This window comes from Methyloligella halotolerans (assembly GCF_001708935.1).
Lineage (GTDB): Bacteria > Pseudomonadota > Alphaproteobacteria > Rhizobiales > Methyloligellaceae > Methyloligella > Methyloligella halotolerans.
The window spans coordinates 151,205-173,201 of sequence record NZ_MASI01000001.1; the positions used below are offsets into that span (position 1 = coordinate 151,205).

A 21,997-nucleotide genomic window follows, 5' to 3' on the forward strand; every position below is an offset into this window, starting at 1 on the left:
TGGTCCGCAGCGCGTTGTCCTCGGGAACCATCGGCAAGCTGGAAATCTTCCACTTAGGGCTGGCGGTTAAGGGGGAAGCAGCGTTTATTTGCGAAAATTGTAGTCTGATAGGCGCTCGATCCACGATCCGCGGCGGTTTCGCCCGCGTTTGGGTCATAGGGCGCGCAGAATCTTCCGCTTCTTGAGCGTTCATACCGAGGTTTCGGAAAGGCGATGGATAGCGTCCTGGACGAACATATGCCTGTGCGCGACGAGGAGGGCGATTTCCGCTCCGAGTTCCTGCATGCCGTGGAAGCGGCGCTGGAGGCGGAGGATATCGCCGAGGTCCGTGCGCTCACCGGCGACCTCCATGAGGGCGATCTCGCCGATCTTCTAGAGCTTCTGAAGCCCGAAGAGCGCGACCAGCTCATCACCCAGCTTGGACACGAGTTCAATCCGGCCGCATTGAGCGAGCTGGACGAGAGCGTGCGCGACCAGCTCCTGGCGACCCTGCCGGCCGAGGTGGTGGCGGACGCGCTGCAACAGCTCGATACGGACGATGCGGTCTATCTGCTGGAGGATTTGGCGGAGGAGGACCGCAACGCGATCCTCGACCAGCTCCCGCGGCTCGATCAGCTCACCCTGAAGAAGAGCCTCGAATACCCGGAAGATTCCGCCGGCCGCATCATGCGCACCGAGGTCATCTCGGTGCCGCCGTTCTGGTCCGTCGGCCAGACCATCGATTTCATGCGCGAATCGGAGGATCTGCCGGAGCGCTTCGAAGAGATCTTCGTCGTGGATCCGGCCTTCCATCTGATCGGCTCGGTGGCGCTCAACCGGCTGCTTCGCTCGAAGCGCCACGTGAATATCGAGGACATCACCGATCACGAGCTTCGGCCGATCCAGGCGGATTCCGACCAGGAGGACGTGGCGCGGGAGTTCGAACGCTACAATCTGTCCTCGGCGCCGGTGGTCGATCCGGACAACCGGCTGATCGGCGTGATCACGGCCGACGATGTGGTCGAGGTCGTTCAGGAAGAGGCGGAGGAGGATATCCTGCGCCTCGCCGGTGTCGCGCCCAGCACGGGCATCTCCAACAGCGTCTGGGGCACGACGCGCCAGCGCTTCGCCTGGCTTCTGGTGAATCTCGTCACCGCGATCCTCGCCTCCTTCGTCATCAGCATGTTCGACGCCACGATCCAGCAGATGGTGGCGCTCGCCGTGCTCATGCCCATCGTGGCCTCCATGGGCGGCAATGCGGGCACCCAGACCATGACCGTGGCCGTCCGGGCGCTGGCCACGAGGGATCTCGGCCGGGTGAATGCACTCAGGGTGATCGGGAGGGAAACCGCGGTGGGCCTCCTCAACGGGCTTCTCTTCGCCGTGCTCATGGGGCTCGTGGCCTATGTCTGGTTCGGCCGCACCGATCTCGGTCTGATCATCGCCATGGCCATGGTCGTCAATCTCGTGGTGGCCGCACTTGCCGGCATACTCGTGCCGCTGGGGCTGAACGAGCTCGGGGTCGATCCCGCAATCACCTCGGGCGTCTTCGTCACGACGGTTACGGATGTGGTGGGTTTCTTCGCTTTTCTCGGTCTCGCTGCGCTCTGGCTCCTCTAGCCGGGACAAGGCATCATCCGTACTCGGACGATTTTGATTCTGCACGCGGGGGTGGCGGCGTATGACAATTGACGAGCGGAGCTGCGTGGAGGCGAACGGGGCCGCGATCCCGGTGCTCGGGTTCGGGACATGGCAGCTCGAGGGCGAGGTCTGCGTCGATGCGGTCAAGTGCGCCCTGGAGATCGGATACCGCCACATCGACACCGCGCAGATCTACGGTAACGAGACGGAGGTGGGCGAGGGGCTGGCGGGCTCGGGGGTGGACCGAGATTCGGTCTTCGTCACCACCAAGGTCTGGATGGACCAGATGGAGGAGGCGCGGCTGCAGGGCTCGGTCGAGCTGAGCCTGAAGCGTCTCGGCCTCGACTGGGTCGATCTTCTGCTGATCCACTGGCCGAATCCGGAGGTGCCTCTGGAGGAGACCATGGCGGCGCTCTCGGAGGTGAAGCGTTTCGGCATGACGCGGCATATCGGGATCAGCAATTTCCCCGTGGCGCTGATGGAGGAGGCGATCGCACTCGCTTCCGCCCCGCTGGTCACCAATCAGGTCGAATATCACCCGCATCTGGATCAGAGCGTGGTGCTGGGTGCCTGCCGCCGGGACGGCCTCGCGCTGACGGCCTATTCGCCCCTGGGGCGGGGGAGGCTGCTCTCAGATCCCGTCGTTACCGAGATCGCCGATGCGCACGGCAAGGGCGCCAACCAGGTGATCCTGCGCTGGCTGATCCAGCAAGAAAGCGTGGTCGCCATCCCGCGTTCCGGCAATCCGGACCATATCGAGAGCAATTTCGACATCTTCGACTTCTCGCTCAGCGAAGACGAGATGGCGCGCATCTTCTCGCTGGCCGAGCCCGGCGGCCGGATGACCGACCCGGATTGGGCTCCCCAGTGGGATTGATCCGACGCCTCGGAGAATGCGCCTGGCCGGCAAGGCTGCTATGAGTCGCCGGTTTGATCTGCTGCGCATCGGATCTGGTGAGGGATGTTCTTTTATCTCGCGAAGCTCTTGTGGTTTTTCCTGCAGCCGTCCTGCCTGATCGCCTTTCTGTTGCTGCTGGGCACGGTGATGGTCTGGACCTACTGGGCCAGGTGGGGGCGGCGGATCGTGGCGCTGGCGGCGTTCCTGCTGTTGGCCGTGGGGCTGTCGCCCCTCGGCAATTGGCTGGTGCTGCCGCTCGAGGACCGCTTTCCGCGGGCCGATCTCGACCGGGGCGCGCCGCCGACGGGCTTCATCGTTCTGGGCGGGGCGGAGCAGCGCTACATCGGCGAAGGGCGCGGCGCGCCGACACTGAACGAGGCGGGCGACCGGATCGTCGAGGCAGGGCTGCTTGCCCACCGCTTCGCCGACGCAAAGGTGGTAATCTCCGGGGGCGATGCCGCGCTGTTCTACCCGGCGTCGAGCGAGGCGCTGGGCACCGCAACGATCCTGACCGGACTGGGCATCGACAGCACACGGCTGGTTCTCGAAGACCGCTCGCGAGACACCTACGAAAACGCCGAATACGTGAAGGCGAAGCTTCAAAAGCTGGAGCTGCTCGGGCCGGACAAGCGGTGGGTGCTCATCACCTCGGCCGCTCACATGCCCCGGGCCATGGGATGCTTCCGCCAGGCCGGGTTCGAGGTCGAACCCTGGCCGGTGGACTACCGCACCCGCGGGCCCGAAGATGCCTGGCGGCCGTTCGACAAAGTCTCGGAAGGGCTGCGTAGGGTCGACATGGCGACGCGGGAATGGGTCGGGCTGTTGGCATACTGGATCAGAGGCCGGACGGATGCGCTGTTTCCCGGACCCGAAGGCCCGGCGAAGCGGCCCGAGGCGTCCCCGCCTTCCGCTCCGCATAACACAGAGGAAGCGCTGCCTGACGCGGCCTGAACCTGATCGTCGGATTTTGTCCGACCGACGAAGCCTCCAGAAAAGCGGGGAAAACCCGACCTCCGCCTTATTGCCCGCCCAATCCCGGCGATAGGCTTCTGACCTCCATGGCTCTCCATCTTCTCAAGCTCTGCGTCGGTATCGACAGCGTGCAAGCCTTGCGCGACTGGCAGGCCAAGCGCCTTGCCCAGCATCGTGCTGCGGGGCATCCGCTGGAGTTGATCCACCGCACCACCCAGACGCCGCGGCGGCGCGACGAGATCCTCGCGGGCGGCTCCCTCTACTGGGTCATCAAGGGCGCCGTGCTGGTTCGCCAGCCGATCCTCGATCTGCGGCCGGAGACGCGTGAGGACGGTCGGGCTTGCTGCGGAATCATCCTGGGACCGGATCTCGTTCCGACGAGGGGACAGCCGCGCCGCGCCTTTCAGGGCTGGCGCTATCTGACGGACGAGGATGCGCCTGGCGATCTCCTCCATGGGGAGGGGCTCTCCGATATTCCCCAGGAAATGGTGCGGGACCTGCGGGAACTCTGCCTGATCGGCGGGTAGGGGCTAACTCGCCCGCTTGCGGTTCCGCTGCTTCGGTTTGACGCCAAGATTGTCGATCAGCCGCGTCTTGCCGAGATAGGCCGCGACGAGGGTCCGTGCCGGCTTGCTCAGGACCCCGTCGACGGGCTGCAGGGTCTCCGGATCGACGACTTCCAGATAGTCGACCTTGAAGCCGGCCGATTCCAGGCGGAAGGCGCTCGCCGCCGTGGCATCCTCGACCGGGCGCCCCTCTGCGAGATCGTAGGCCATGTCCTGCAGGGTCCGCTGGAGCAGCGGGGCAAGCTCGCGCTGGCGCTTGTTGAGATAGGCGTTGCGGGAGGAGCGGGCGAGGCCGTCCTCTTCCCGTTCGATGGGGGCGCCGAGAATCTCTACCGGGATATCGAGATCGGCGACCATGCGCTTGATGGTGAGAAGCTGCTGGTAGTCCTTCTCGCCGAAGATCGCGAGATCGGGCGCGCATTGCAGCAGCAGCTTGGTCACGATGGTCGAGACGCCGTCGAAATGGCCGGGGCGGGAGGCGCCGCAGAGACGCTCGGTCAGTCCCTTCACATGAACCCGGGTGGCGAAGCCGGGAGCGAACATCTGCCTGGCATCGGGAATGTAGGCGACGTCGACCCCCGCCTCGGTCAGCTTGGCGAGGTCGCCTTTCTCGTCGCGGGGGTAGGCATCGAAATCCTCGCCTTCGCCGAACTGAGTCGGATTGACGAAGATCGAGACGATGACCCGCTCGGCTTTTTCGCGGGCCTTGGCGATGAGGGAAAGATGGCCGGGGTGGAGCGCACCCATGGTGGGCACGAGAGCGATCTTCCGCTCCTCGTTGCGCCATTGGGCAACGCGGCGGCGCATACCGGTCACTGTTCTGATTGTGCTGATGGCCGGTGCCATGGGCCGTTGCTTCCCCAGTCCGAAAGCGCGGACGATAGCGCTTTCCGTTGCGAAGGCAAGATGGCGGGGAAGGGTTCCAGACCGTACTTGGAGGGTGACGGCGGAAAAGGCGGAAACACGAGAGTCGCTTTAACGGACGTTGGGACTAAGATCGGAGAATGAGCGGCCATGGACGGCGTCGGCGAGGCGATATGAGCAGCGTGCAGGCGGACCAGACGACGGCGAAGATTCCGCCCCGCGACGGCGTCGCGGCACTGATTCTCGCCGACGAGGACCGGCTGGTCGAGGAGCTGATCGATCAGGCGCGGTTCAGCGAACCGGAACGGCGGCAGATCGAGCGGGTGGCTCGCAACCTGGTCCAGGCGGCGCGGGCCGGGCGCCACGCCTATGGCGGCGTCGATTCCTTTCTGCACGAATACGGGCTTCTCACCGAAGAAGGCGTGCTGCTGCTCTGCCTGGCGGAAGCGTTGCTGCGCATTCCTGACAAGGCGACCGCCGATAAGCTGATCGCCGGCACGGTGTCGGCGGGGGATTGGGCCAAGCATCTGGGGCATTCGCCCTCGCTCTTCGTCAACGCGTCGACCTGGGGGCTGATGCTGACGGGTAGGGTGCTCGACTGGGGGACGCGGGACGGCAACGAGATCTCCCGGCGGCTGCAGAGGCTCGTCTCGCGAACGGGCGAAGGGGTGATCCGGGAATCGCTGCGCCACGCCATGCGCATCCTGGGCGGACAGTTCGTGCTCGGAGAAACCATCGAAGAGGCGATTCGGAACGGCAAGGACGAGGCGGGCCGCGGCTATCGCTTCTCCTACGACATGCTGGGGGAGGCGGCGCGAAGCGAGGATGACGCCCAGCGCTATCTGCAGCGCTACGCTCATGCCATCGAAGCCATTGCCACCGATCACGGCGAGCCGCGCAACCGGGACGGGGAAACCCTGCACCGGCGCTCCGGCCTGTCCATCAAGCTTTCCGCGCTTCATCCGCGATATGAGCCCTCCCAGGCCGCCCGCATGCAGGAGGAATTGCTGCCGCGGCTGAAGCGGCTCGCGGTCGCCATGCGGGAAGCCTATCTGCCTCTCACCATCGATGCGGAGGAGGCGGACCGGCTCGATCTCAGCCTATCCCTCCTGAAGCCCCTTTTCGAAGATCCGGATCTCGCCGGCTGGGATGGGTTGGGCCTGGCGGTGCAGGCCTATTCCAAGCGCACCCTGCCACTGATCGCCTGGCTCGGGGCGGTGGCGCGGGCGACGGGACGGCGCATTCCGGTGCGGCTGGTGAAGGGCGCCTATTGGGATTCGGAGATCAAATGGGCGCAAGTCGCCGGGCTGCACAGCTATCCGGTCTTCACCCGCAAGGTGAACACCGACGTCTCCTACATTGCTGCATCCCGGGCGCTGCTGGAGAGGGCGGATTGCTTCTTTCCGCAATTCGCCACCCATAACGCTCACACGATCGCGGCCGTCCACCGGCTGGGCGAGGGGGCGGATTACGAGTTCCAGCGGCTGTTCGGCATGGGAGAAGCCCTCCACGAAGCAGTCGTTTCGCCGGACAAGCTGGGACGGCCCTGCCGGATCTACGCGCCGGTCGGCGGCCATAGCGATCTATTGGCCTATCTGGTGCGGCGGCTTTTGGAGAACGGCGCCAATACCTCCTTCGTGAATCGGTTGGCCGATGACGAGGCGCCCATCGGGGCGATCATCGCCGATCCCGTCGAGAAGGCGGAAGCCAACGAGACAAAGGCCAATCCGCGCATTCCCCTACCAGCGGAGATCTTCGCACCGCGGAAGAATGCAGAGGGGCTGCCTCTATGGGACGACTTTTCCCGCGAGGCTCTCGTGGACGATATGCGCGATGCGCTGGAGCAGGGCGGGTTCGTGGCCGGCCCCATCGTCTCCGGCGAGCTCATTACGCGGGGGCAGCCCTATGCGATCACGTCGCCAAACGACAGGCAGATCGAGGTCGGCCATTGCACCAACGCGGATGCTGATGCGATCGACGCTGCGCTCGATGCGGCAACCGCTGCTGCGCCGGGGTGGGATCGGCGTGGCGGCGAAGAGCGGGCCGCGATCCTGGAGAAGGCGGCCGATCTTATGGAGGCGGACCGGCCCGCCTTGATGGCGCTCCTGGTACGGGAAGCCGGCAAGACCCTGGAGAATGCCCAGGGCGATCTCCGCGAGGCGGTGGACCATCTGCGCTACGCGGCTTCGCAAGCCCGGGAGAGCTTCGGTGCGCCCAAGCATCTTCCGGGTCCGACCGGTGAGGAGAACCTGCTATCTCTGCATGGGCGCGGCGTGTTCGCCTGCATCTCGCCCTGGAATTTTCCGTTGGCGATCTTTTCCGCCCAGATCGGAGCGGCGCTCGCCGCCGGCAACGCGGTAGTCGCGAAGCCCGCCGAGCAGACGCCGCTGATCGCTGCCCGCACCGTCCGCCTGCTGCATGAGGCGGGGGTGCCGGCCGATGTGCTGCATCTGCTGCCCGGGCCGGGCGAGGTGGTCGGTCAGGCCTTGATCGAGGATCTTCGGGTGAACGGCGTGGCTTTCACCGGCGGCACGGAGACTGGCATCGCCATCAACCGTGCGCTTGCGGCACGGGAAGGGCCGGTCGTTCCGCTGATCGCCGAGATGGGGGGCCTCAACGCCATGATCGTCGATTCCTCCGCGCTGCCCGAACAGGTGGTGGACGACGTCATCGCGTCCGCCTTCGACAGCGCCGGCCAGCGCTGCTCCGCACTGCGGGTGCTGTTCCTGCAGGAGGAGGTGGCGGACCGCATCCTGGAGATGCTGACGGGCGCGGTGCGGGAACTTACGATTGGCGATCCGCTGGACTATTCGACCGATATCGGCCCGGTGATCGATTCCCAGGCCAAGCTGACGCTCCAGGCCCATAAGGTGCGAATGCGGGCGGAGGCGCGGGAGATCCTCGATCTGCCCCTGCCGGACGATCTTCCCCGCGGCAGCTTCGTAAGCCCCGCGATCTATGAGATCGACTCGCTGTCCGAGCTGAAGGCGGAGGTTTTCGGACCGATCCTCCACGTCGTGCGCTTTCCCGGCGATGGGCTTGCCGCGGTATGCGATCAGATCAACGCGAGCGGGTTTGGGCTGACCCTGGGGCTCCATTCCCGGGTCGAGCAAGCCGCGGACTTCGTTGCCGCCCGTGCCCGCGTGGGAAACTTCTACGTCAACCGCAACCAGATCGGCGCCGTGGTCGGAGCCCAGCCTTTCGGCGGCGAGGGTCTGTCGGGCACCGGACCGAAGGCGGGTGGGCCGCATTATCTGGAGCGGTTCGCAACCGAACGGGTGATGACGGTGAATACGACCGCTTCGGGCGGAAATGCCAAGCTGCTGGCCGCCACGGACGAAGATTGAGGGCGGAAATTACCGATCAGGCCGCCATTGCCGGAATCGCAATGAGTTTCCATCTATAAGGGCGGTTCTTTCCCGATACGTTCGCCAACCAGGGAGTTTCGATGGCGAAGGCAATGCGTCCGAGCACGGACGATGCGAACGATATTCAGGAGCGGCGCTCCAGCGATTCGGACGTTGCCGCGTTTCTGAGGCGCACCCAGTCGCTTGCGCCCCGCACCGGCGACGGCAGGCTGATCTTCGCCATGGATGCGACCATGAGCCGACAGCCGACCTGGGATATGGCGCTGCAGCTTCAGGGCGATATGTTCGCCGCCGTGGACGAAATCGGCGGTCTCGACGTACAGCTGATCTATTTCCGAGGCTTCGGCGAATGCCGGGCCAGCAAATGGGTGAGCGATGCCGCCGCGCTTTCGCGGGTGATGAGCCAGGTCTCCTGCCGCGGTGGCTACACCCAGATCGGCAAGGTGCTGGGTCACGCCAAGCGCGAGACGGCGAAGCAGAAGGTGAGCGCCGTCGTCTATGTCGGCGATTGCATGGAGGAGAGCATCGACGCGCTGTGTCAAAAAGCCGGTGAGCTGGGATTGCTCGGCGTGCCCGTCTTCCTGTTCCAGGAAGGCCGCGAACCGCGGGCGGAGATCGCCTTCAAGGAGATCGCCCGACTCACGAAAGGGGCATATTGTGCGTTCGATGCCGGGGCCGCGCACCAGCTTCGCGCCTTGCTCAAAGCTGTGGCGGTCTATGCGAGCGGCGGGCGAAAGGCCCTCCAATCCTTTAGCGAACGCGAAGGTGGCGCGGCCGCGCGCCTTCTAGAGCAGATGGGCTGACCGGAGACCATGTACGCATTCCTCCTCGGCTTCGGCCTCTTCCTGGCGATCATGTTCGGGCTTCGCTACCTGGCGAACGCCGATACCGGCAAGCTTGCGCGCGGCATCCGGAAATACAGCTGGATCGCGCTCTTCATTCTCGCCGGCGCTTCATCATTCCCGGCCTCCTGATCCTCGCGATTCCGGTCGCGATCATCGGCTACACGATGCTGCGCCGGCAGGGCATCCGCTTCCGCACCTTCGGCGGCGGACCGTTCGGTCCCGGCGGCATGGGCGGCCTCGGCGGTGGCTATGGGCCGGGCCGGCAGCGCGCGGGTGGGCAGAAATCCTTCGTGCGCACCGCCCATCTAGAGATGGAGCTCGACCACGGGACGGGCCGTGTCGACGGGCGGGTGGTCTCCGGCAAATTCGCCGGGCGTGCGCTATCGGACCTCCAGACGCAGGAGCTCAAGGAACTCGTCGCCGAACTTCAGCACGGCGATCCCCAAGAGGCCGCGTTGATCGAAGCCTATCTCAATCAACGTTCGCCGGGTTGGCAGGATGGTGCCGGTGCGGGCGCTGGATATTCACGCTACGGCGCTGGGAACGGCACGGGCGGGGCGGGGCGCCGCAGCCGGTCTTCCGGAAGCATGAGTATCGACGAGGCGTATGAGGTGCTGGGTGTGGCCCGCTCGGCCACGGTGGAAGAGATCCGCAAGGCGCATCGCCACCTCATGAAGAAGGTGCATCCGGACCAGGGCGGCTCGACCTATCTGGCGGCGCGGATCAACGAGGCCAAGGAAGTTCTCCTCAGCGTTCGCTGATCCGCGGCCAGTCTCGTTAGCCGTTCCGCTGGCGCATGGTGTCGATCGCCCAGGCGCCTGGACCCGCAAAGAACAGATACAGGAAGACGAAGCAGAACAGGATGGCGCCGTCGCCGCCGTTCTCGACCGGATAAAATCCGCGCGGGAAATGGGCCATCCAGTAGGCGACTGCCATCTGGCCCGAAAGCAGGAAGGCGATCGGCCGGGTGAATAGGCCGATGAGGATCGCTAGGCCGCCAAACACTTCCAAGATGCCGGCGGTAAGGATCAGCGGTGAAAGGCTTCCGCCGCCGCCATGGCCCTCGACTTCCGGAAAGCCGAACAGCTTCATCGTGCCGTGCTCCATGAAGAGGAGCGCGGTGACGATGCGGAGCGCGGCAAGCGCGTAAGGTGCGTATCGATCAAGTGAGCTCAGCATAATCGTCCCTCGCTGTGGTCTCGTTATCCCCCCAAGACGAAAGCAAGCTAGGCCTTGGGGAGATTCGCGGCAACTTCAGCCGGTCGGCGAAGTGACGATTATGCAGGCGGCTTTTTGCCTATTCGGCCCGCATCGCGATGCAGTCGACCGACATGCGCTTCAGGCTCGAGCAGGTTTTCTCGGCCTCGGACTGCGAGAAGTTCGCGAAGCGCGCTCGGTACCATCGCGTGCTGCCGTTCTGGAAGCTGGTGGTGACGGGCTGGTGGCCCGAGAGCAGGTTGCCCGCCTGACTCTGGATCGTGGTCAGCCGGCGGTCGGCGTCCTGGGGCGTGGTGTAGGAGCCGACCTGGACGTGATAGGCGCCGTTCTCGGAACGTCCGACGAGCTGGGGCTGCGGTTGAGGCCGCGCCTGAACCTGAGGCTGCTGCTGCACTTCGGCGAGCGGGTTGCGGACCGCCACGCGCTGAGGCTGCGGCTGATAGGAAACGGGCTGCGGGGCAGGGCTCGCGCTGCGGCCTCCGGCGGATGCCACGGCGAAGACCGGCGGACGGCGGAGCGGCATGCCCGGCGAAGCCACGAACGGTTCGCGGGTGCTGCCGACGCTGGCCTTGGCCCAGTGCTTGTCGAACAGATAGCGCACGGTGGCATCGCGGCCGCCGCTGGTGGAACCGCCCAGCACGACGGTCAGCAGATGCTTGCCGTCGCGGCGGCAGGAGGCCGTCAGGTTGAAGCCGCTGGCGCGGATGAAGCCGGTCTTGATGCCGTCGGTGCCGGAATAGTTGCCCAGCAGATGGTTGTGATTGCGGTAGCTCCGGCCCTTGTAGCTGAAGCTCGTCAGCGAGAAGTAGTGATAATACTCCGGGTAGTCGCGCATGATGCGCTCGCCGAGAATGGCCATGTCGCGGGCCGTCGTGACCTGGGCATTGTTCGGCAGACCCGATGCATTCTTGAACACGGTGTTCTTCATGCCGATGGCGCGGGCCTGCTGGGTCATGATGCGGGCGAAGTTGGATTCGGTGCCGGCCAGGTTCTCGGCCACGGCGGCCGCCATGTCGTTGGCGGACTTGGTCACCAGCGACTTGATCGCGTCCTCGGTGCGGATCGTCGATCCCGGCTTCAGGCCCAGCTTGGTCGGCGGCTGGGATGCCGCGTGGGGCGTGATGGTCAGCTCGGAGTCCAACGTGATGCGGCCGTCGCGGAGATAGCCGAACAGGACGTAGAGCGTCATGATCTTGGTGAGCGAGGCCGGATACCGCTTGGTGTCGGCAGAGCGGGCGAAAAGCACTTCGCCGTTGTTCATGTCCACCACGATGGCGGATCGGAAATCCGAGGCAGCCTGCGCCGGCCGAAGCGGCGGCAGCAGCATTGCCAAGGTCAAGAGGCTCACGAGAGCCCAAACTGCAGTGCGGTGCAGCCGCTGAGCGCCGCCCGCTGAATTTCTGGTAATTTCGCGCATAACGCTGAAAATCCCCGTCGACTAACCGTCCCTATGCCGCCGGATGCCGTTCGCCTATTCTTGGCGATCACGGGCTATTCGGTGCGGTTCCTCCGCGTCCGGCGCTGCTGAAGCCAGCGTAAATTTGGGGAATTGCCAAAGGGTTAAGACGAATTTTCTCTTTTTTGTGCAGTGCAATAAAACGGGTTGACGTTTTTTTGTGCAATGCATATATTCTTCGCATACGCAATATTACTCAACGTTACCGAGAGAGGGCATGATGTTGAAAGGTTTTGAAGAGTTCCAGAAGGCTGGCAAAGACGGTTTCGAGGCCAGCGTCCGTGCAATGGGCGAGTGGAGCAAAGGTGTCCAGGCCATCGCGTCTGAGATGACCGACTACTCGAAGAAGACGTTCGAAGACAGCACCCGTGCTTTCGAGCAGCTGGTCAGTGCCAAATCTGCCGAGCAGGCTTTCGAGATCCAGTCGCAGTACGCCAAGAAGGCGTATGACGATTACATGGCCGAGATGTCCAAGCTTGGCGAGATGTATGTCGGCATGGCGCAGGACGCCTATAAGCCGATGGAAGACAGCTTCGCCAAGAAGACCTACTAGGTCTTTTCAGCGCGATTGCCCGGAAGGGCATGAGGTAAATGGCCCGGGTCTCGACCCGGGCTTTTTTTTGGCCTGGATTCGATTTGACCGCACGTATTCGTCGCCAGATCGTCATTCTCATGGCCGGCAAGATGCCTATGTTAGGATGACGGAGGTCGTCGCATCGGCGTTTACGGCAATGGCTTCGCTGTCGTGTCGGGGTTGCGCAGCTTCGCGGGATTGGCACAGGATAGGAGACAGGAGGCTGCCGTCGTCTCGGCGAGGTCCGCCAACTGTCCGGTATGGATCCGCCAGGACGCGACGCTTGGAATGCGACACCTGAGACGCGATGGCTCGATTGGAATTTGGCTAACGCCACTTGGAACATGAAGAACGAGACGCCACATAGAGGCTGACAATGGCGCGGAACGGCGAAAACGGCCGGGGCGACGACGACACCGGCACGAACATCATCACGAAGACTCGTCCGAAGACGAAGCGGCCCAGCTTGTACAAGGTGCTGCTTCTGAACGACGACTACACCCCTATGGACTTCGTCGTTTACGTCCTGGAGCACTTTTTCAACAAGGGCCAGGAAGAGGCGACCCAGATCATGCTGCATGTCCACCAGAAGGGCGTCGGCATCTGCGGGGTCTACACTTACGAGGTGGCCGAGACTAAAGTGGCTCAGGTGACGAGTTTCGCGCGTCAGAACGAGCATCCGCTCCAATGCACCATGGAAAAAGAGTGAGGATCTGACTTGGCTTCTTTTTCGACCAGTCTCGAACAGGCTCTGAGGCGCGCTCTCCAATACGCCAATGAGCGGAATCACGAATATGCGACGCTCGAGCATCTGCTGCTCTCGCTGATCGACGACCGCGACGCGGCCGCCGTTATGCGGGCCTGCGATGTCGATCTCGATCTGCTGCGCGACAAAGTCACCGGCTATATCGAGGAAGAGCTCGCCGGGCTTTCCGTCACCCAGCGCAGCGATGCGCAGCCGACGGCCGGCTTCCAGCGCGTCATCCACCGCGCTGTGGCCCATGTGCAGTCTTCGGGCCGGGAAGAGGTGACGGGCGCTAACGTGCTGGTTGCGATCTTCGCCGAGCGGGAGAGCCATGCGGCGTTCTTCCTGCAAGAGCAGCACATGACCCGGCTGGACGCGGTCAACTATATCAGCCACGGCATCGCCAAAAGGCCCGGTATGTCCGAGCCCCGGACCGTTCGCGGCGTGGACGACGACGCGGCGACCGTCGAGGGCGGCGAGGACAAGAAGCGCGGCGCGGACGCGCTCGAGGTCTATTGCGTGAATCTCAACGAGAAGGCCGAGGGCGGCAAGATCGATCCTCTGATCGGCCGGGCGAGCGAGATTCAGCGCACCATCCAGGTGCTATGCCGCCGGCAGAAGAACAACCCGCTCTTCGTGGGCGATCCGGGCGTCGGCAAGACGGCCATCGCCGAAGGCCTGGCGCGGCGCATCGTCATGGGCGACGTGCCGGAAGTGCTGCAGGATGCCACGATCTTCCAGCTCGACATGGGCGCGCTGCTCGCCGGCACGCGGTATCGCGGCGATTTCGAGGAGCGGCTGAAGGCCGTGATGCGGGAGATCGAGAATTATCCCGGCGCCATCATGTTCATCGACGAGATCCACACGGTGATCGGCGCGGGCGCGACCTCCGGCGGCGCCATGGATGCCTCCAACCTGCTGAAGCCTGCGCTTCAGAGCGGGGGGCTGCGCTGCATCGGCTCGACGACCTACAAGGAGTATCGTCAGCATTTCGAGAAGGACCGGGCGCTCGTCCGCCGCTTCCAGAAGATCGACGTCAACGAGCCCAGCGTCTCCGATGCGATCGATATCCTGAAGGGGCTGAAGCCTTATTTCGAGGACTTCCACAAAGTGCGCTACACCAATCAGGCGCTGCGCACGGCGGTGGAGCTGTCGGCGAAATACATCCACGACCGGAAGCTGCCCGATAAGGCGATCGACGTGATCGACGAGACGGGCGCGTCCCTGATGTTGGTGCCTGAGAAGCAGCGGCGGAAGGTGATCGGTGTGAAAGAGGTGGAGAACACCATCGCCACCATGGCCCGCATCCCGCCGAAGACGATCTCGAAGACCGACGCGGAAGTCCTGCGCCATATCGACCGGGACCTGAAGCGGGTCGTGTTCGGCCAGGATCAGGCGATCGAGGCGCTGGGCGCGGCGATCAAGCTGTCGCGCGCCGGGCTTCGCGAGCCGGGCAAGCCGATCGGCTGCTACATGTTCTCCGGGCCCACGGGCGTCGGCAAGACCGAGGTCTCACGCCAGCTCGCCGAGCTGTTGGGCGTGGAGCTGCTCCGCTTCGACATGTCGGAGTATATGGAGCGGCACACGGTCTCGCGCCTGATCGGTGCGCCTCCGGGCTATGTCGGGTTCGACCAGGGCGGTCTTCTGACCGATGGCGTCGACCAGCATCCGCATTGCGTGCTGCTGCTCGACGAGATCGAGAAGGCGCATCCGGATCTGTTCAATATCCTGCTGCAGGTGATGGATCACGGGAAGCTGACCGACCATAACGGCAAGAAGGTCGACTTCCAGAACGTCATCCTGATCATGACGACCAATGCGGGCGCGACCGACCTCGCCAAGGCGGCCATCGGCTTCAACCGGTCCAAGCGGGAAGGGGACGACGAGGAGGCCATCGCGCGGATGTTCTCGCCGGAATTCCGCAACCGTCTGGATGCGGTGATCCCGTTCGCGCCGTTGGGCCAGGACGTGATCTCCAAGGTGGTCGAGAAGTTCGTCTTCCAGCTGGAAGCGCAGCTCGGCGACCGGAACATCACGATCGAGCTCACGGATGCCGCCAATCAGTGGCTGGCCGAGCGCGGCTACGACGAGAAGTTCGGCGCCCGTCCGCTGGCTCGCGTGATCCAGGAGCACATCAAAAAGCCGCTCGCCGAGGAGATCCTGTTCGGCAAGCTCCAGGGCGGCGGCATCGTCCGGGTGATCGTGGAGAAGAAGGACGGCCAGGAGGTGCTGGGCTTCGAGTTCCTCGATGCCAACGCGCCGGCCAAGCCGAAAGGCGAGGGCAAGGCCAAGCCGAAGAAGCGCAAATCATCGCGCAGCAAGGAAGAGACGGCTTAGCGGCTCGCCTCAGAGAAGATCGAAAAGGCCCGGCCTCGCGAAAGCGGCGCCGGGCTTTTTTGTTGGCTGGGCTCTCGCCAGGTGTCATTGCCCGGCTTGACCGGGCAATCCAGTAATCATCGCCGCATGGTGACCGCTGACTTCATGGGTTACTGGATCCCGGCTTTCGCCGGGATGACGTAGTTGTTTGCGGAAGCGCTCGACCTCTAAAGCGCCGCCCGGATCGTCTCGGCAGTCTTAGCGAGCTCGTCCTGGTCGGCCATGTCGCCGGCATGGGGCTTGAGGTCGACGCCTTCTTTCCGGGGCACGATGTGGAAGTGGAGGTGGAAGACGGTCTGGCCGGCGGCCGCCCCGTTGAACTGCTGGATCAGAACGCCGTCGGCGCCGGCAGCGTCGCGAATCTTGGGCGCGAGCGTCTGGACCACCGCCATGGTCTTGGCCAACACATCAGGCGAGACGTCGAACAGGTTCTCGGTTTCGGCCTTCGGGATCACCAGGGTGTGGCCTTCGGAGCGGGGCATGATGTCGAGAAAGGCGAGGGTGTTCTCGTCCTCGTAGATCTTATGGCAGGGGATCTCCCCCTTCAGCATCTTGGCGAAGATATTGTCCGGATCGTAAGCCATGCGCGCCCTCCCTCAAGCGTCCGAATGATTGCCCGGGTTTTGACATTTGCCTAGGGCCGGCGCAACGCACGGCTGCGCTTTTCGGGCGCTTACGACCCGCCGTCTTTCTTGTAGGGGCTTTCCTCGGACAGGAAGGCCATCTCGTGGGTCACGGCGGCACGCTCGCGTTTCAGGAAATCGGCGACAGCTCGGGCGAGGGCTGCGTCACGGCAATAATGGACGCTGTAGGTCTCGGTCGGGAGGTAGCCGCGGGCGAGCTTGTGCTCGCCTTGGGCGCCGGCCTCGACAGTCTTCAAGCCGTGGCGAATAGCGAAGTCGATGGCCTGGTAATAGCAGATCTCGAAATGCAGATAGGGATGGTGCTCGGTGCAACCCCAGTAGCGGCCGAACAGCGTATCGACCCCGATCACGTTGAGGGCGCCGGCGATGTAACGGCCCTCCCGCTTGGCGAAGACCAGCAGCAGATCGTCGGCCATGGTCTCGCCGATCATGGAGAAGAAGGCGCGGTTCAGATAGGGGCGGCCCCATTTGCGCGCGCCGGTGTCCTGATAGAATTCGTAGAAGGCGTCCCAATGGGCCTCGGTGAGGTCGGCGCCCGTGACCCATTCGATCTCGATGCCGTTCTCCACCGCCTGGCGACGCTCCTTTCGCAGGGCCTTGCGCTTGCGAGAGGCCAGCGCGTCGAGGAAGCCGTCGAAACTCTCGTAGCCCTGGTTCCGCCAGTGGAACTGCTGGTCGGTTCGCTGGAGGAAGCCGATCTCGCCCGCAAGCTCCCATTCGGGGCGGGTGAGGAAGGTGATGTGGAGCGACGAGACGTCGAGCTGCTCGGTGAAGCCGGCCGCGGCGCGCAACAGCAGGTTCTGGCGCTCGGCGCGGTCCGGCCCGTCGCGGACCAGCAGCCGCGGGCCCGTGACGGGAGTGAAGGGAACGCTCGCCTGGAGCTTGGGATAGTAGTCGCCGCCCGCCCGCTCATACGCATCGGCCCAGCCGTGGTCGAAGACGTATTCGCCCATGGAATGGGCCTTCAGATAGCAGGGCATGACGCCTTCGATCTCGCCGTCGGGCGATTCCAGGACGAGATGGCGGGGCAGCCAGCCGGTATCGGCGCAGGCGGAGCCGGAGGCTTCCAGAGCGTGCAAAAAAGCGTGGGCGAGGAAGGGGTTGCGGCGGCGGCCTAAAACTTCGATTCCGGTCGCGTCCAGGGGAATGCCTTCGGCGCAGGCGTCCCAGGTTTCGGGGTCGATCTCGGCCACGCCTGCGATGGCGCGCACGACGATATTTTCGATGTCACCCAAAGGTTTGCGGTCTCAGGCTAAGGCCTGATCTCCTCGAAAATCATGGCGTCGGCGAGCGCTTCGGCCTTGGCACGTTGGAACTCCGTCCGCACGGTCCAGGTCAGAAGCGGCAGGCCCCACCACCGCGCCAGCCGGGTGGCGAAGGTCGGCAAGGCCTGGATATCGTATGCAATGAAATGGGGTTTGGCGATGGAGGCGGTCAAGAGGTGGCGCATGGCGAAGCGCTGCCAGATGCCGATCTGCTTCTGGAAGCTCCGCCGTGACATCCATTCGGAGACGAGGCCGCGGGGCAGGTCCGGTGCGAGACGGCGGAAGGCCGCGACGCACCACGGGTCGAAGGACATGATGGCGACCGGACCGTTATAGTTGCGGAGGGCTTCGGCGATGTTGGCCTCATAACGCCGGTCCCGGTTCCACTCGCTCTTGATTTCCAGGATCAGCGGTGCGCGACCTGCGACCAGGTCGAGAAGCTCGGGCAGGGTGAGGATACGGTCGCCGGTCCCCCGCATCGCGAGCTGGCGCAAGGTCTCCACGTCGTGGTCGGCGACCTTGCCTTCGCCTTCGGTAAGCCGCTCCAGGGTCTCGTCGTGGAAGACCACGGGGACATGGCCGCGGGCCGCCCGGAGATCGACCTCCATGCCGAACCCGGCGGCGATGGCCGCCTCCACAGCGGAGGCGGTGTTCTCGACAATGCCGGTTTGCCGATCGTGCAAACCGCGATGGGCGATGGGCCTCTTCAGCCAGTCGAGCCCACCGCTATAAGCCATTGTGCTGGAGTCCAATTTCGCTCCGAGTCTTGCCCCGGGAGCCTATTCGATCGCGAAGATTGCATCGATCTCGACGGCGGCGCCGAGCGGCAGGCTCGAGCAGCCGACGGCGGCGCGCGTGTGGCGCCCCTTATCGCCCAGGATCTCGACCAGCAAATCGGACGCCCCGTTCACGACCTTAGGATGATCGGTGAAGTCGGCGGTCGAATTGACGAAACCGCTGAGGCGGACCGCCTGGGCGATGCGATCGAGGTCGCCCAGCGCGTTCTTGGCCTGGGCCAGGATGTTCATGAGGCAGATGCCGGCGGCCTCCATGCCGTCTTCCACGTCGAGACCGCTGCCGAGTTGTCCCGTCACCGCGACCTTGCCGTCGCGCATGGGAAGCTGTCCGGAGACGTAGAGGAAGCCGTTGATATGCAGGAAGGGGACGTAGTTGGCCACGGGGCTTGCGACCTCTGGCAGAGCGAGGTTGAGCGCCTTGAGCCGTGCTTCGATTTCTCCCGTCATGGATCCTTCCGCATCTTCTCGAATGGTATTCGCGTGGGTGGTGCACCGCTCTCCCGGCGGGTCCTCAGGACCATGATTCAAAACCCCGAAAGGCGCAAGACGCATCGCGAAGCTCTTGTAGATGCTGAGCGTTGGTGCGACAAACCACGAAGTCGTGGGCTACCGGCCAGCCCGTTCAGGAGGTGTGTCTCGTTGCCGTTCGCCATGTTCCGACACGTTCCCGATACCGTCCGTGTGCTGACGCTTGCCGCGCTACTCTGCGGCGCTTCCTTGGCAAGCTCCATGGCGGGATCCATGGCAGCCAGCGCCGAAGAGGTGACGCTGCAGCCCCACCGCGCGATTTACGAGATGCGGCTTTCGGATGCGCGTTCGGCCTCGGGCATCGTGGGTGTCGACGGCCGGATGGTCTACGAGTTCTCCGGGTCCGAATGCGAGGGCTACACCCTCAATATGCGCATGGTCACGCAAATGACCGACAGCCAAGGCGAAACCAATCTGACGGATCTGCGCTCCTCGACCTGGGAGGAGGGCCACGGCAACAAGTTCCGCTTCCAGTCGGCCCAGTATCTGAATGACAAGCTCGGCGACGTCACCATGGGCCGGGCTTTGCGGCAGACGCCGAACGAGGTGCAGGTGCGGCTGACCCAGCCGGCCCAGGCCGAACTCAATCTTTCGCCGAAGGTGCTGTTTCCGACCCAGCACAGCCTGGCGGTGATCGATGCGGCCAAGGCGGGCAGGTCCATGCTCGAGGCCGAGCTTTATGACGGCTCGGAGCAAGGCCAGAAGGTCTACGACACGACCTCGTTCATCGGCGACGCGCGCCCCCCCGGAAGCGACAAGGATCTCGAGGCGCCGGCGAAGGAGCGGGGGCTCGACAAGCTGCGGTCGTGGCCGATCTCCATCGGCTATTTCGAGACCAAGGGAGGGGACCTGACACCCGCCTATCAGATCGATTTTCTGCTGTACGAAAATGGCGTGAGCCGAAAGCTTCAGATCGATTACGGCGACTTCTCAATCGAGGGAAACCTGAGCCAATTGGAGTATCTTCAGAAAGATACTTGCGATTGAACAGATGCCCGGCCATCGTGACGAGGCTTCGCGATCGATCGAACTTCGCCTTTTTTATTAAGGCCTAAAGGGTTTGGTTACCGGTGCTGGTGTCCAATCGGGGACAACAGGACGAGGGAACCCACACATGTTTTGGACGGCTTGGCCGCAATCCGGCGAGACTGGGCAAACCAGTCGCGTCAACGCGGTAGAAGAAAGCGTCCCGCCAGGGCTGAAGTTCATGAGCAAAACTGTACTGATCGTGGAAGACAACGAGCTCAATATGAAGCTGTTTCACGATCTCCTCGACGCTCATGGCTATGAGACCTTGCAGACGCGCAATGGTATGGAAGCGCTTTCATTGGCGCGTGAGCATCGGCCGGATCTTATTCTGATGGATATCCAGCTGCCGGAGGTTTCCGGGCTGGAAGTCACCAAATGGCTGAAGGAAGACGACAGCCTTCGGCAGATCCCGGTGGTCGCCGTCACGGCATTTGCCATGAAGGGCGACGAAGAGCGGATTCGCGAGGGAGGTTGCGAGGCTTACATCTCCAAGCCAATCTCTGTTGCGACCTTCATCGATACGGTGAAGCAGTTTATAGGCGAAGCCCACTAGGAGCGCCATGACGGCCCGTATTCTCGTCGTCGACGACATCGATACAAACGTCAAGCTGCTGGAAGCCCGGTTGACCGCCGACTACTTCGAGGTGGCTTGCGCCTATAGCGGACCGGAGGCGCTGCAGATCTGCGCACGGGAACGCATCGATATCGTCTTGCTCGACGTGATGATGCCCGGCATGGACGGGTTCGAGGTCTGCCGCCGGTTGAAGGCGGAGCCGCGCTCTCAGCATATTCCGGTGATCATGATCACCGCGCTTGATCAGCCGGCCGACAAGCTGCAGGGGCTGGAGGCGGGCGCCGACGACTTTCTCACCAAGCCGGTCGACGATGTCGCCCTGATCACGCGGGTCAAGAACCTCGCGCGGCTCAAGATGCTGACCGATGAGATGCTCATGCGTGCTTCGACGGGCTCGCAGATGGGCATGTCCGCGATCGGCGAGAGCGAGCTTCAGCAGCTCTCCGATAGCGGCAAGATCCTCCTGGTCGAAGACCGCCCTTCGGCGGCGGAGCGGATCATCGAGGCCTTGAAGCCCCATTACAACGTCGAGCTGGAGAGCGACCCGTCCCGCGCATTGCTGGAGCTGCCCGACGCCGGCTACGACCTGATGATCGTCAGTCTCGGTCTGCAGCATGCCGACGGCTTGCGTCTCTGCTCGCAGGTCCGATCCCTGGACCGCACACGGCATCTGCCGATCCTGATCATCGTGGAGGAGGGGGAGAACGCCCGGCTTCTGCGCGGTCTCGATATCGGCGTCAACGACTACATCACGCGCCCGATCGATCCGGCCGAGCTGCTCGCCCGGGTCCGCACCCAGATCAAGCGGAAGCGCTACGTGCAGTATCTCCGCACCCGGCTGGAAGAGTCGGTGGAGATGGCCGTGCTCGATCCGCTGACTGCGCTCCATAACCGGCGTTACATGAACAGCCACCTCTCCACGCTGTTCGACGAATCCGCCCAGAGCGGGCGGCCGCTTTCGGTGCTGGTCATCGACATCGACCATTTCAAGTCGGTGAACGATACCCACGGCCATGACGTCGGCGATCTGGTGCTGAAGGATTTCGCCACCCGCGTCCGCCGCAACATCCGCGGCATCGACCTCGCCTGCCGCATGGGGGGCGAGGAGTTCGTCGTGGTGATGCCCGATACGGACATCGCGAATGCCTATAAGGTCGCCGAACGGCTCCGCCTGGCGATCGCGGAGGTTCCGTTCTCCTGCGGCGAGGGCGACAGCAAGCTCGACATTACGGCGAGCATGGGCGTGGCCACATTCGAGTTTCCGGAAGACACGCCAGAGATCATTCTCCGACGGGCGGATCAGGCGCTTTACTGCGCCAAGCGGGACGGCCGGAACAAGGTCGTGGCAGACGCCGCGTAGCTCTGGCGCGCGGCTTCAGTTCAAGACAGACTACCGCCGCTGATGGACTAGGCGAATCGCTTTGCGGTTCTCGCCCCGTCAATAGTTGACTTCGCACGACTTATTTCGGGAAATGAGGCGTTTCGCCCAACGCTTTACAATGACTAATATTTTAGCGTATTAAGCAAAAGATAAAGATTGTTATCATCGGATCGTGCCGTCGGTTAATATCGGCAGGGCTCCGATCGAACGAGGGATAGGGACTTCTTCGGGGCGTGGGGCGCTCCCCGGGACTTCGTCCGAATGCTGCCTCGCCTAC

Annotated in this window: 21 protein-coding genes; 14 read left to right on the forward strand and 7 right to left on the reverse strand. The window is 63.8% G+C overall.

All coding sequences use genetic code 11. The features are described from left to right. Positions 1-213 precede the first annotated feature (213 nt). The 4 genes from mgtE to A7A08_RS00840 all read left to right on the forward strand — a co-directional run bounded on the left by mgtE (position 214) and on the right by A7A08_RS00840 (position 4,017). A complete protein-coding gene (gene mgtE, locus A7A08_RS00825; protein ID WP_069093670.1) occupies positions 214-1,599 on the forward strand; it encodes a magnesium transporter in 1,386 nt (461 codons plus the stop codon). Between the two features lie 61 nt (positions 1,600-1,660). After that, a complete protein-coding gene (locus tag A7A08_RS00830; protein ID WP_069093671.1) occupies positions 1,661-2,497 on the forward strand; it encodes an aldo/keto reductase in 837 nt (278 codons plus the stop codon). 84 nt (positions 2,498-2,581) lie between these two features. Beyond that, positions 2,582-3,469, forward strand: coding sequence for a YdcF family protein (locus A7A08_RS00835; RefSeq protein ID WP_069093672.1), 888 nt, complete (start codon positions 2,582-2,584; stop codon positions 3,467-3,469). Between the two features lie 107 nt (positions 3,470-3,576). After that, a complete protein-coding gene (locus A7A08_RS00840; protein WP_069093673.1) occupies positions 3,577-4,017 on the forward strand; it encodes a DUF1489 family protein in 441 nt (146 codons plus the stop codon). A gap of 3 nt (positions 4,018-4,020) precedes the next feature. Here A7A08_RS00840 and panC read toward each other — a convergent pair whose 3' ends face one another. Next, complete coding sequence (gene panC, locus A7A08_RS00845; RefSeq protein WP_069093674.1) at positions 4,021-4,902, reverse strand: pantoate--beta-alanine ligase; 882 nt, start codon at positions 4,900-4,902, stop codon at positions 4,021-4,023. A 191-nt stretch (positions 4,903-5,093) separates the two neighbouring features. Here panC and putA point away from each other — a divergent pair, with 191 nt between their 5' ends. The 4 genes from putA (at position 5,094) to A7A08_RS00860 (ending at position 9,894) form a co-directional block, all read left to right on the forward strand. Beyond that, positions 5,094-8,267 (forward strand): bifunctional proline dehydrogenase/L-glutamate gamma-semialdehyde dehydrogenase PutA, encoded by a 3,174-nt coding sequence (gene putA, locus A7A08_RS00850; RefSeq protein WP_069093675.1) that lies wholly within the window; start codon positions 5,094-5,096, stop codon positions 8,265-8,267. A 101-nt stretch (positions 8,268-8,368) separates the two neighbouring features. Then, on the forward strand, positions 8,369-9,091 hold the full coding sequence (locus A7A08_RS00855) for a vWA domain-containing protein (protein WP_069093676.1): 723 nt from the start codon (positions 8,369-8,371) through the stop codon (positions 9,089-9,091). A 9-nt stretch (positions 9,092-9,100) separates the two neighbouring features. Next, on the forward strand, positions 9,101-9,262 hold the full coding sequence (locus A7A08_RS16095) for a hypothetical protein (protein ID WP_169822882.1): 162 nt from the start codon (positions 9,101-9,103) through the stop codon (positions 9,260-9,262). A 35-nt stretch (positions 9,263-9,297) separates the two neighbouring features. Next, entirely contained in the window at positions 9,298-9,894 is a 597-nt protein-coding gene (locus A7A08_RS00860) for a DnaJ domain-containing protein (RefSeq protein WP_069093677.1), read from the forward strand. Positions 9,895-9,910: 16 nt separating this feature from the next. On the opposite strand, the gene A7A08_RS00865 is transcribed toward A7A08_RS00860, so the two are convergent. Further along, positions 9,911-10,312, reverse strand: coding sequence for a DoxX family protein (locus A7A08_RS00865; RefSeq protein ID WP_069093678.1), 402 nt, complete (start codon positions 10,310-10,312; stop codon positions 9,911-9,913). A 118-nt stretch (positions 10,313-10,430) separates the two neighbouring features. Beyond that, a complete protein-coding gene (locus A7A08_RS00870; RefSeq protein WP_169822883.1) occupies positions 10,431-11,699 on the reverse strand; it encodes a D-alanyl-D-alanine carboxypeptidase in 1,269 nt (422 codons plus the stop codon). 325 nt (positions 11,700-12,024) lie between these two features. Here A7A08_RS00870 and A7A08_RS00875 point away from each other — a divergent pair, with 325 nt between their 5' ends. The 3 genes from A7A08_RS00875 to clpA all read left to right on the forward strand — a co-directional run bounded on the left by A7A08_RS00875 (position 12,025) and on the right by clpA (position 15,463). After that, positions 12,025-12,360, forward strand: coding sequence for a phasin family protein (locus A7A08_RS00875; protein ID WP_245290769.1), 336 nt, complete (start codon positions 12,025-12,027; stop codon positions 12,358-12,360). A gap of 397 nt (positions 12,361-12,757) precedes the next feature. Further along, complete coding sequence (gene clpS / locus A7A08_RS00880; RefSeq protein ID WP_069093680.1) at positions 12,758-13,090, forward strand: ATP-dependent Clp protease adapter ClpS; 333 nt, start codon at positions 12,758-12,760, stop codon at positions 13,088-13,090. Positions 13,091-13,099: 9 nt separating this feature from the next. Further along, positions 13,100-15,463, forward strand: a complete 2,364-nt coding sequence (clpA, locus tag A7A08_RS00885) for an ATP-dependent Clp protease ATP-binding subunit ClpA (protein WP_069093681.1) — start codon at positions 13,100-13,102, stop codon at positions 15,461-15,463. Between the two features lie 206 nt (positions 15,464-15,669). Here the strand turns inward: clpA and A7A08_RS00890 are convergent, their stop codons facing one another. The 4 genes from A7A08_RS00890 to A7A08_RS00905 form a co-directional block, all read right to left on the reverse strand. Next, positions 15,670-16,086, reverse strand: coding sequence for an HIT family protein (locus A7A08_RS00890; protein WP_069093682.1), 417 nt, complete (start codon positions 16,084-16,086; stop codon positions 15,670-15,672). Between the two features lie 89 nt (positions 16,087-16,175). Then, a complete protein-coding gene (locus A7A08_RS00895; RefSeq protein WP_069093683.1) occupies positions 16,176-17,381 on the reverse strand; it encodes a GNAT family N-acetyltransferase in 1,206 nt (401 codons plus the stop codon). 17 nt (positions 17,382-17,398) lie between these two features. Next, positions 17,399-18,148, reverse strand: coding sequence for a glycerophosphodiester phosphodiesterase family protein (locus A7A08_RS00900; protein WP_069093684.1), 750 nt, complete (start codon positions 18,146-18,148; stop codon positions 17,399-17,401). Between the two features lie 42 nt (positions 18,149-18,190). Next, a complete protein-coding gene (locus tag A7A08_RS00905; protein ID WP_069093685.1) occupies positions 18,191-18,655 on the reverse strand; it encodes a RidA family protein in 465 nt (154 codons plus the stop codon). A gap of 204 nt (positions 18,656-18,859) precedes the next feature. On the opposite strand from A7A08_RS00905, the gene A7A08_RS00910 reads away from it, so the two are divergent. From A7A08_RS00910 to A7A08_RS00920, 3 genes are all read left to right on the forward strand, one after another. Then, positions 18,860-19,723 carry a cell envelope integrity EipB family protein gene (locus A7A08_RS00910; RefSeq protein ID WP_069093686.1) on the forward strand — a complete coding sequence of 288 codons (864 nt, stop codon included), beginning with the start codon at positions 18,860-18,862 and terminating at the stop codon, positions 19,721-19,723. Between the two features lie 220 nt (positions 19,724-19,943). Further along, positions 19,944-20,318 (forward strand): response regulator, encoded by a 375-nt coding sequence (locus A7A08_RS00915; RefSeq protein ID WP_069094249.1) that lies wholly within the window; start codon positions 19,944-19,946, stop codon positions 20,316-20,318. A gap of 7 nt (positions 20,319-20,325) precedes the next feature. Beyond that, on the forward strand, positions 20,326-21,699 hold the full coding sequence (locus A7A08_RS00920; protein WP_069093687.1) for a PleD family two-component system response regulator: 1,374 nt from the start codon (positions 20,326-20,328) through the stop codon (positions 21,697-21,699). Positions 21,700-21,997 lie beyond the last annotated feature (298 nt).

What these genes read in the sequence shown, in the direction of transcription:
- mgtE (WP_069093670.1), top strand. Translation starts at nt 214, where the DNA reads ATGGATAGCGTCCTGGACGAACATATGCCTGTGCGCGACGAGGAGGGC.
- A7A08_RS00830 (WP_069093671.1), top strand. Translation starts at nt 1,661, where the DNA reads ATGACAATTGACGAGCGGAGCTGCGTGGAGGCGAACGGGGCCGCGATC.
- A7A08_RS00835 (WP_069093672.1), top strand. Translation starts at nt 2,582, where the DNA reads ATGTTCTTTTATCTCGCGAAGCTCTTGTGGTTTTTCCTGCAGCCGTCC.
- A7A08_RS00840 (WP_069093673.1), top strand. Translation starts at nt 3,577, where the DNA reads ATGGCTCTCCATCTTCTCAAGCTCTGCGTCGGTATCGACAGCGTGCAA.
- panC (WP_069093674.1), bottom strand. Translation starts at nt 4,902, where the DNA reads ATGGCACCGGCCATCAGCACAATCAGAACAGTGACCGGTATGCGCCGC.
- putA (WP_069093675.1), top strand. Translation starts at nt 5,094, where the DNA reads ATGAGCAGCGTGCAGGCGGACCAGACGACGGCGAAGATTCCGCCCCGC.
- A7A08_RS00855 (WP_069093676.1), top strand. Translation starts at nt 8,369, where the DNA reads ATGGCGAAGGCAATGCGTCCGAGCACGGACGATGCGAACGATATTCAG.
- A7A08_RS16095 (WP_169822882.1), top strand. Translation starts at nt 9,101, where the DNA reads ATGTACGCATTCCTCCTCGGCTTCGGCCTCTTCCTGGCGATCATGTTC.
- A7A08_RS00860 (WP_069093677.1), top strand. Translation starts at nt 9,298, where the DNA reads ATGCTGCGCCGGCAGGGCATCCGCTTCCGCACCTTCGGCGGCGGACCG.
- A7A08_RS00865 (WP_069093678.1), bottom strand. Translation starts at nt 10,312, where the DNA reads ATGCTGAGCTCACTTGATCGATACGCACCTTACGCGCTTGCCGCGCTC.
- A7A08_RS00875 (WP_245290769.1), top strand. Translation starts at nt 12,025, where the DNA reads ATGATGTTGAAAGGTTTTGAAGAGTTCCAGAAGGCTGGCAAAGACGGT.
- clpS (WP_069093680.1), top strand. Translation starts at nt 12,758, where the DNA reads ATGGCGCGGAACGGCGAAAACGGCCGGGGCGACGACGACACCGGCACG.
- A7A08_RS00890 (WP_069093682.1), bottom strand. Translation starts at nt 16,086, where the DNA reads ATGGCTTACGATCCGGACAATATCTTCGCCAAGATGCTGAAGGGGGAG.
- A7A08_RS00900 (WP_069093684.1), bottom strand. Translation starts at nt 18,148, where the DNA reads ATGGCTTATAGCGGTGGGCTCGACTGGCTGAAGAGGCCCATCGCCCAT.
- A7A08_RS00905 (WP_069093685.1), bottom strand. Translation starts at nt 18,655, where the DNA reads ATGACGGGAGAAATCGAAGCACGGCTCAAGGCGCTCAACCTCGCTCTG.
- A7A08_RS00910 (WP_069093686.1), top strand. Translation starts at nt 18,860, where the DNA reads ATGTTCCGACACGTTCCCGATACCGTCCGTGTGCTGACGCTTGCCGCG.
- A7A08_RS00915 (WP_069094249.1), top strand. Translation starts at nt 19,944, where the DNA reads ATGAGCAAAACTGTACTGATCGTGGAAGACAACGAGCTCAATATGAAG.
- A7A08_RS00920 (WP_069093687.1), top strand. Translation starts at nt 20,326, where the DNA reads ATGACGGCCCGTATTCTCGTCGTCGACGACATCGATACAAACGTCAAG.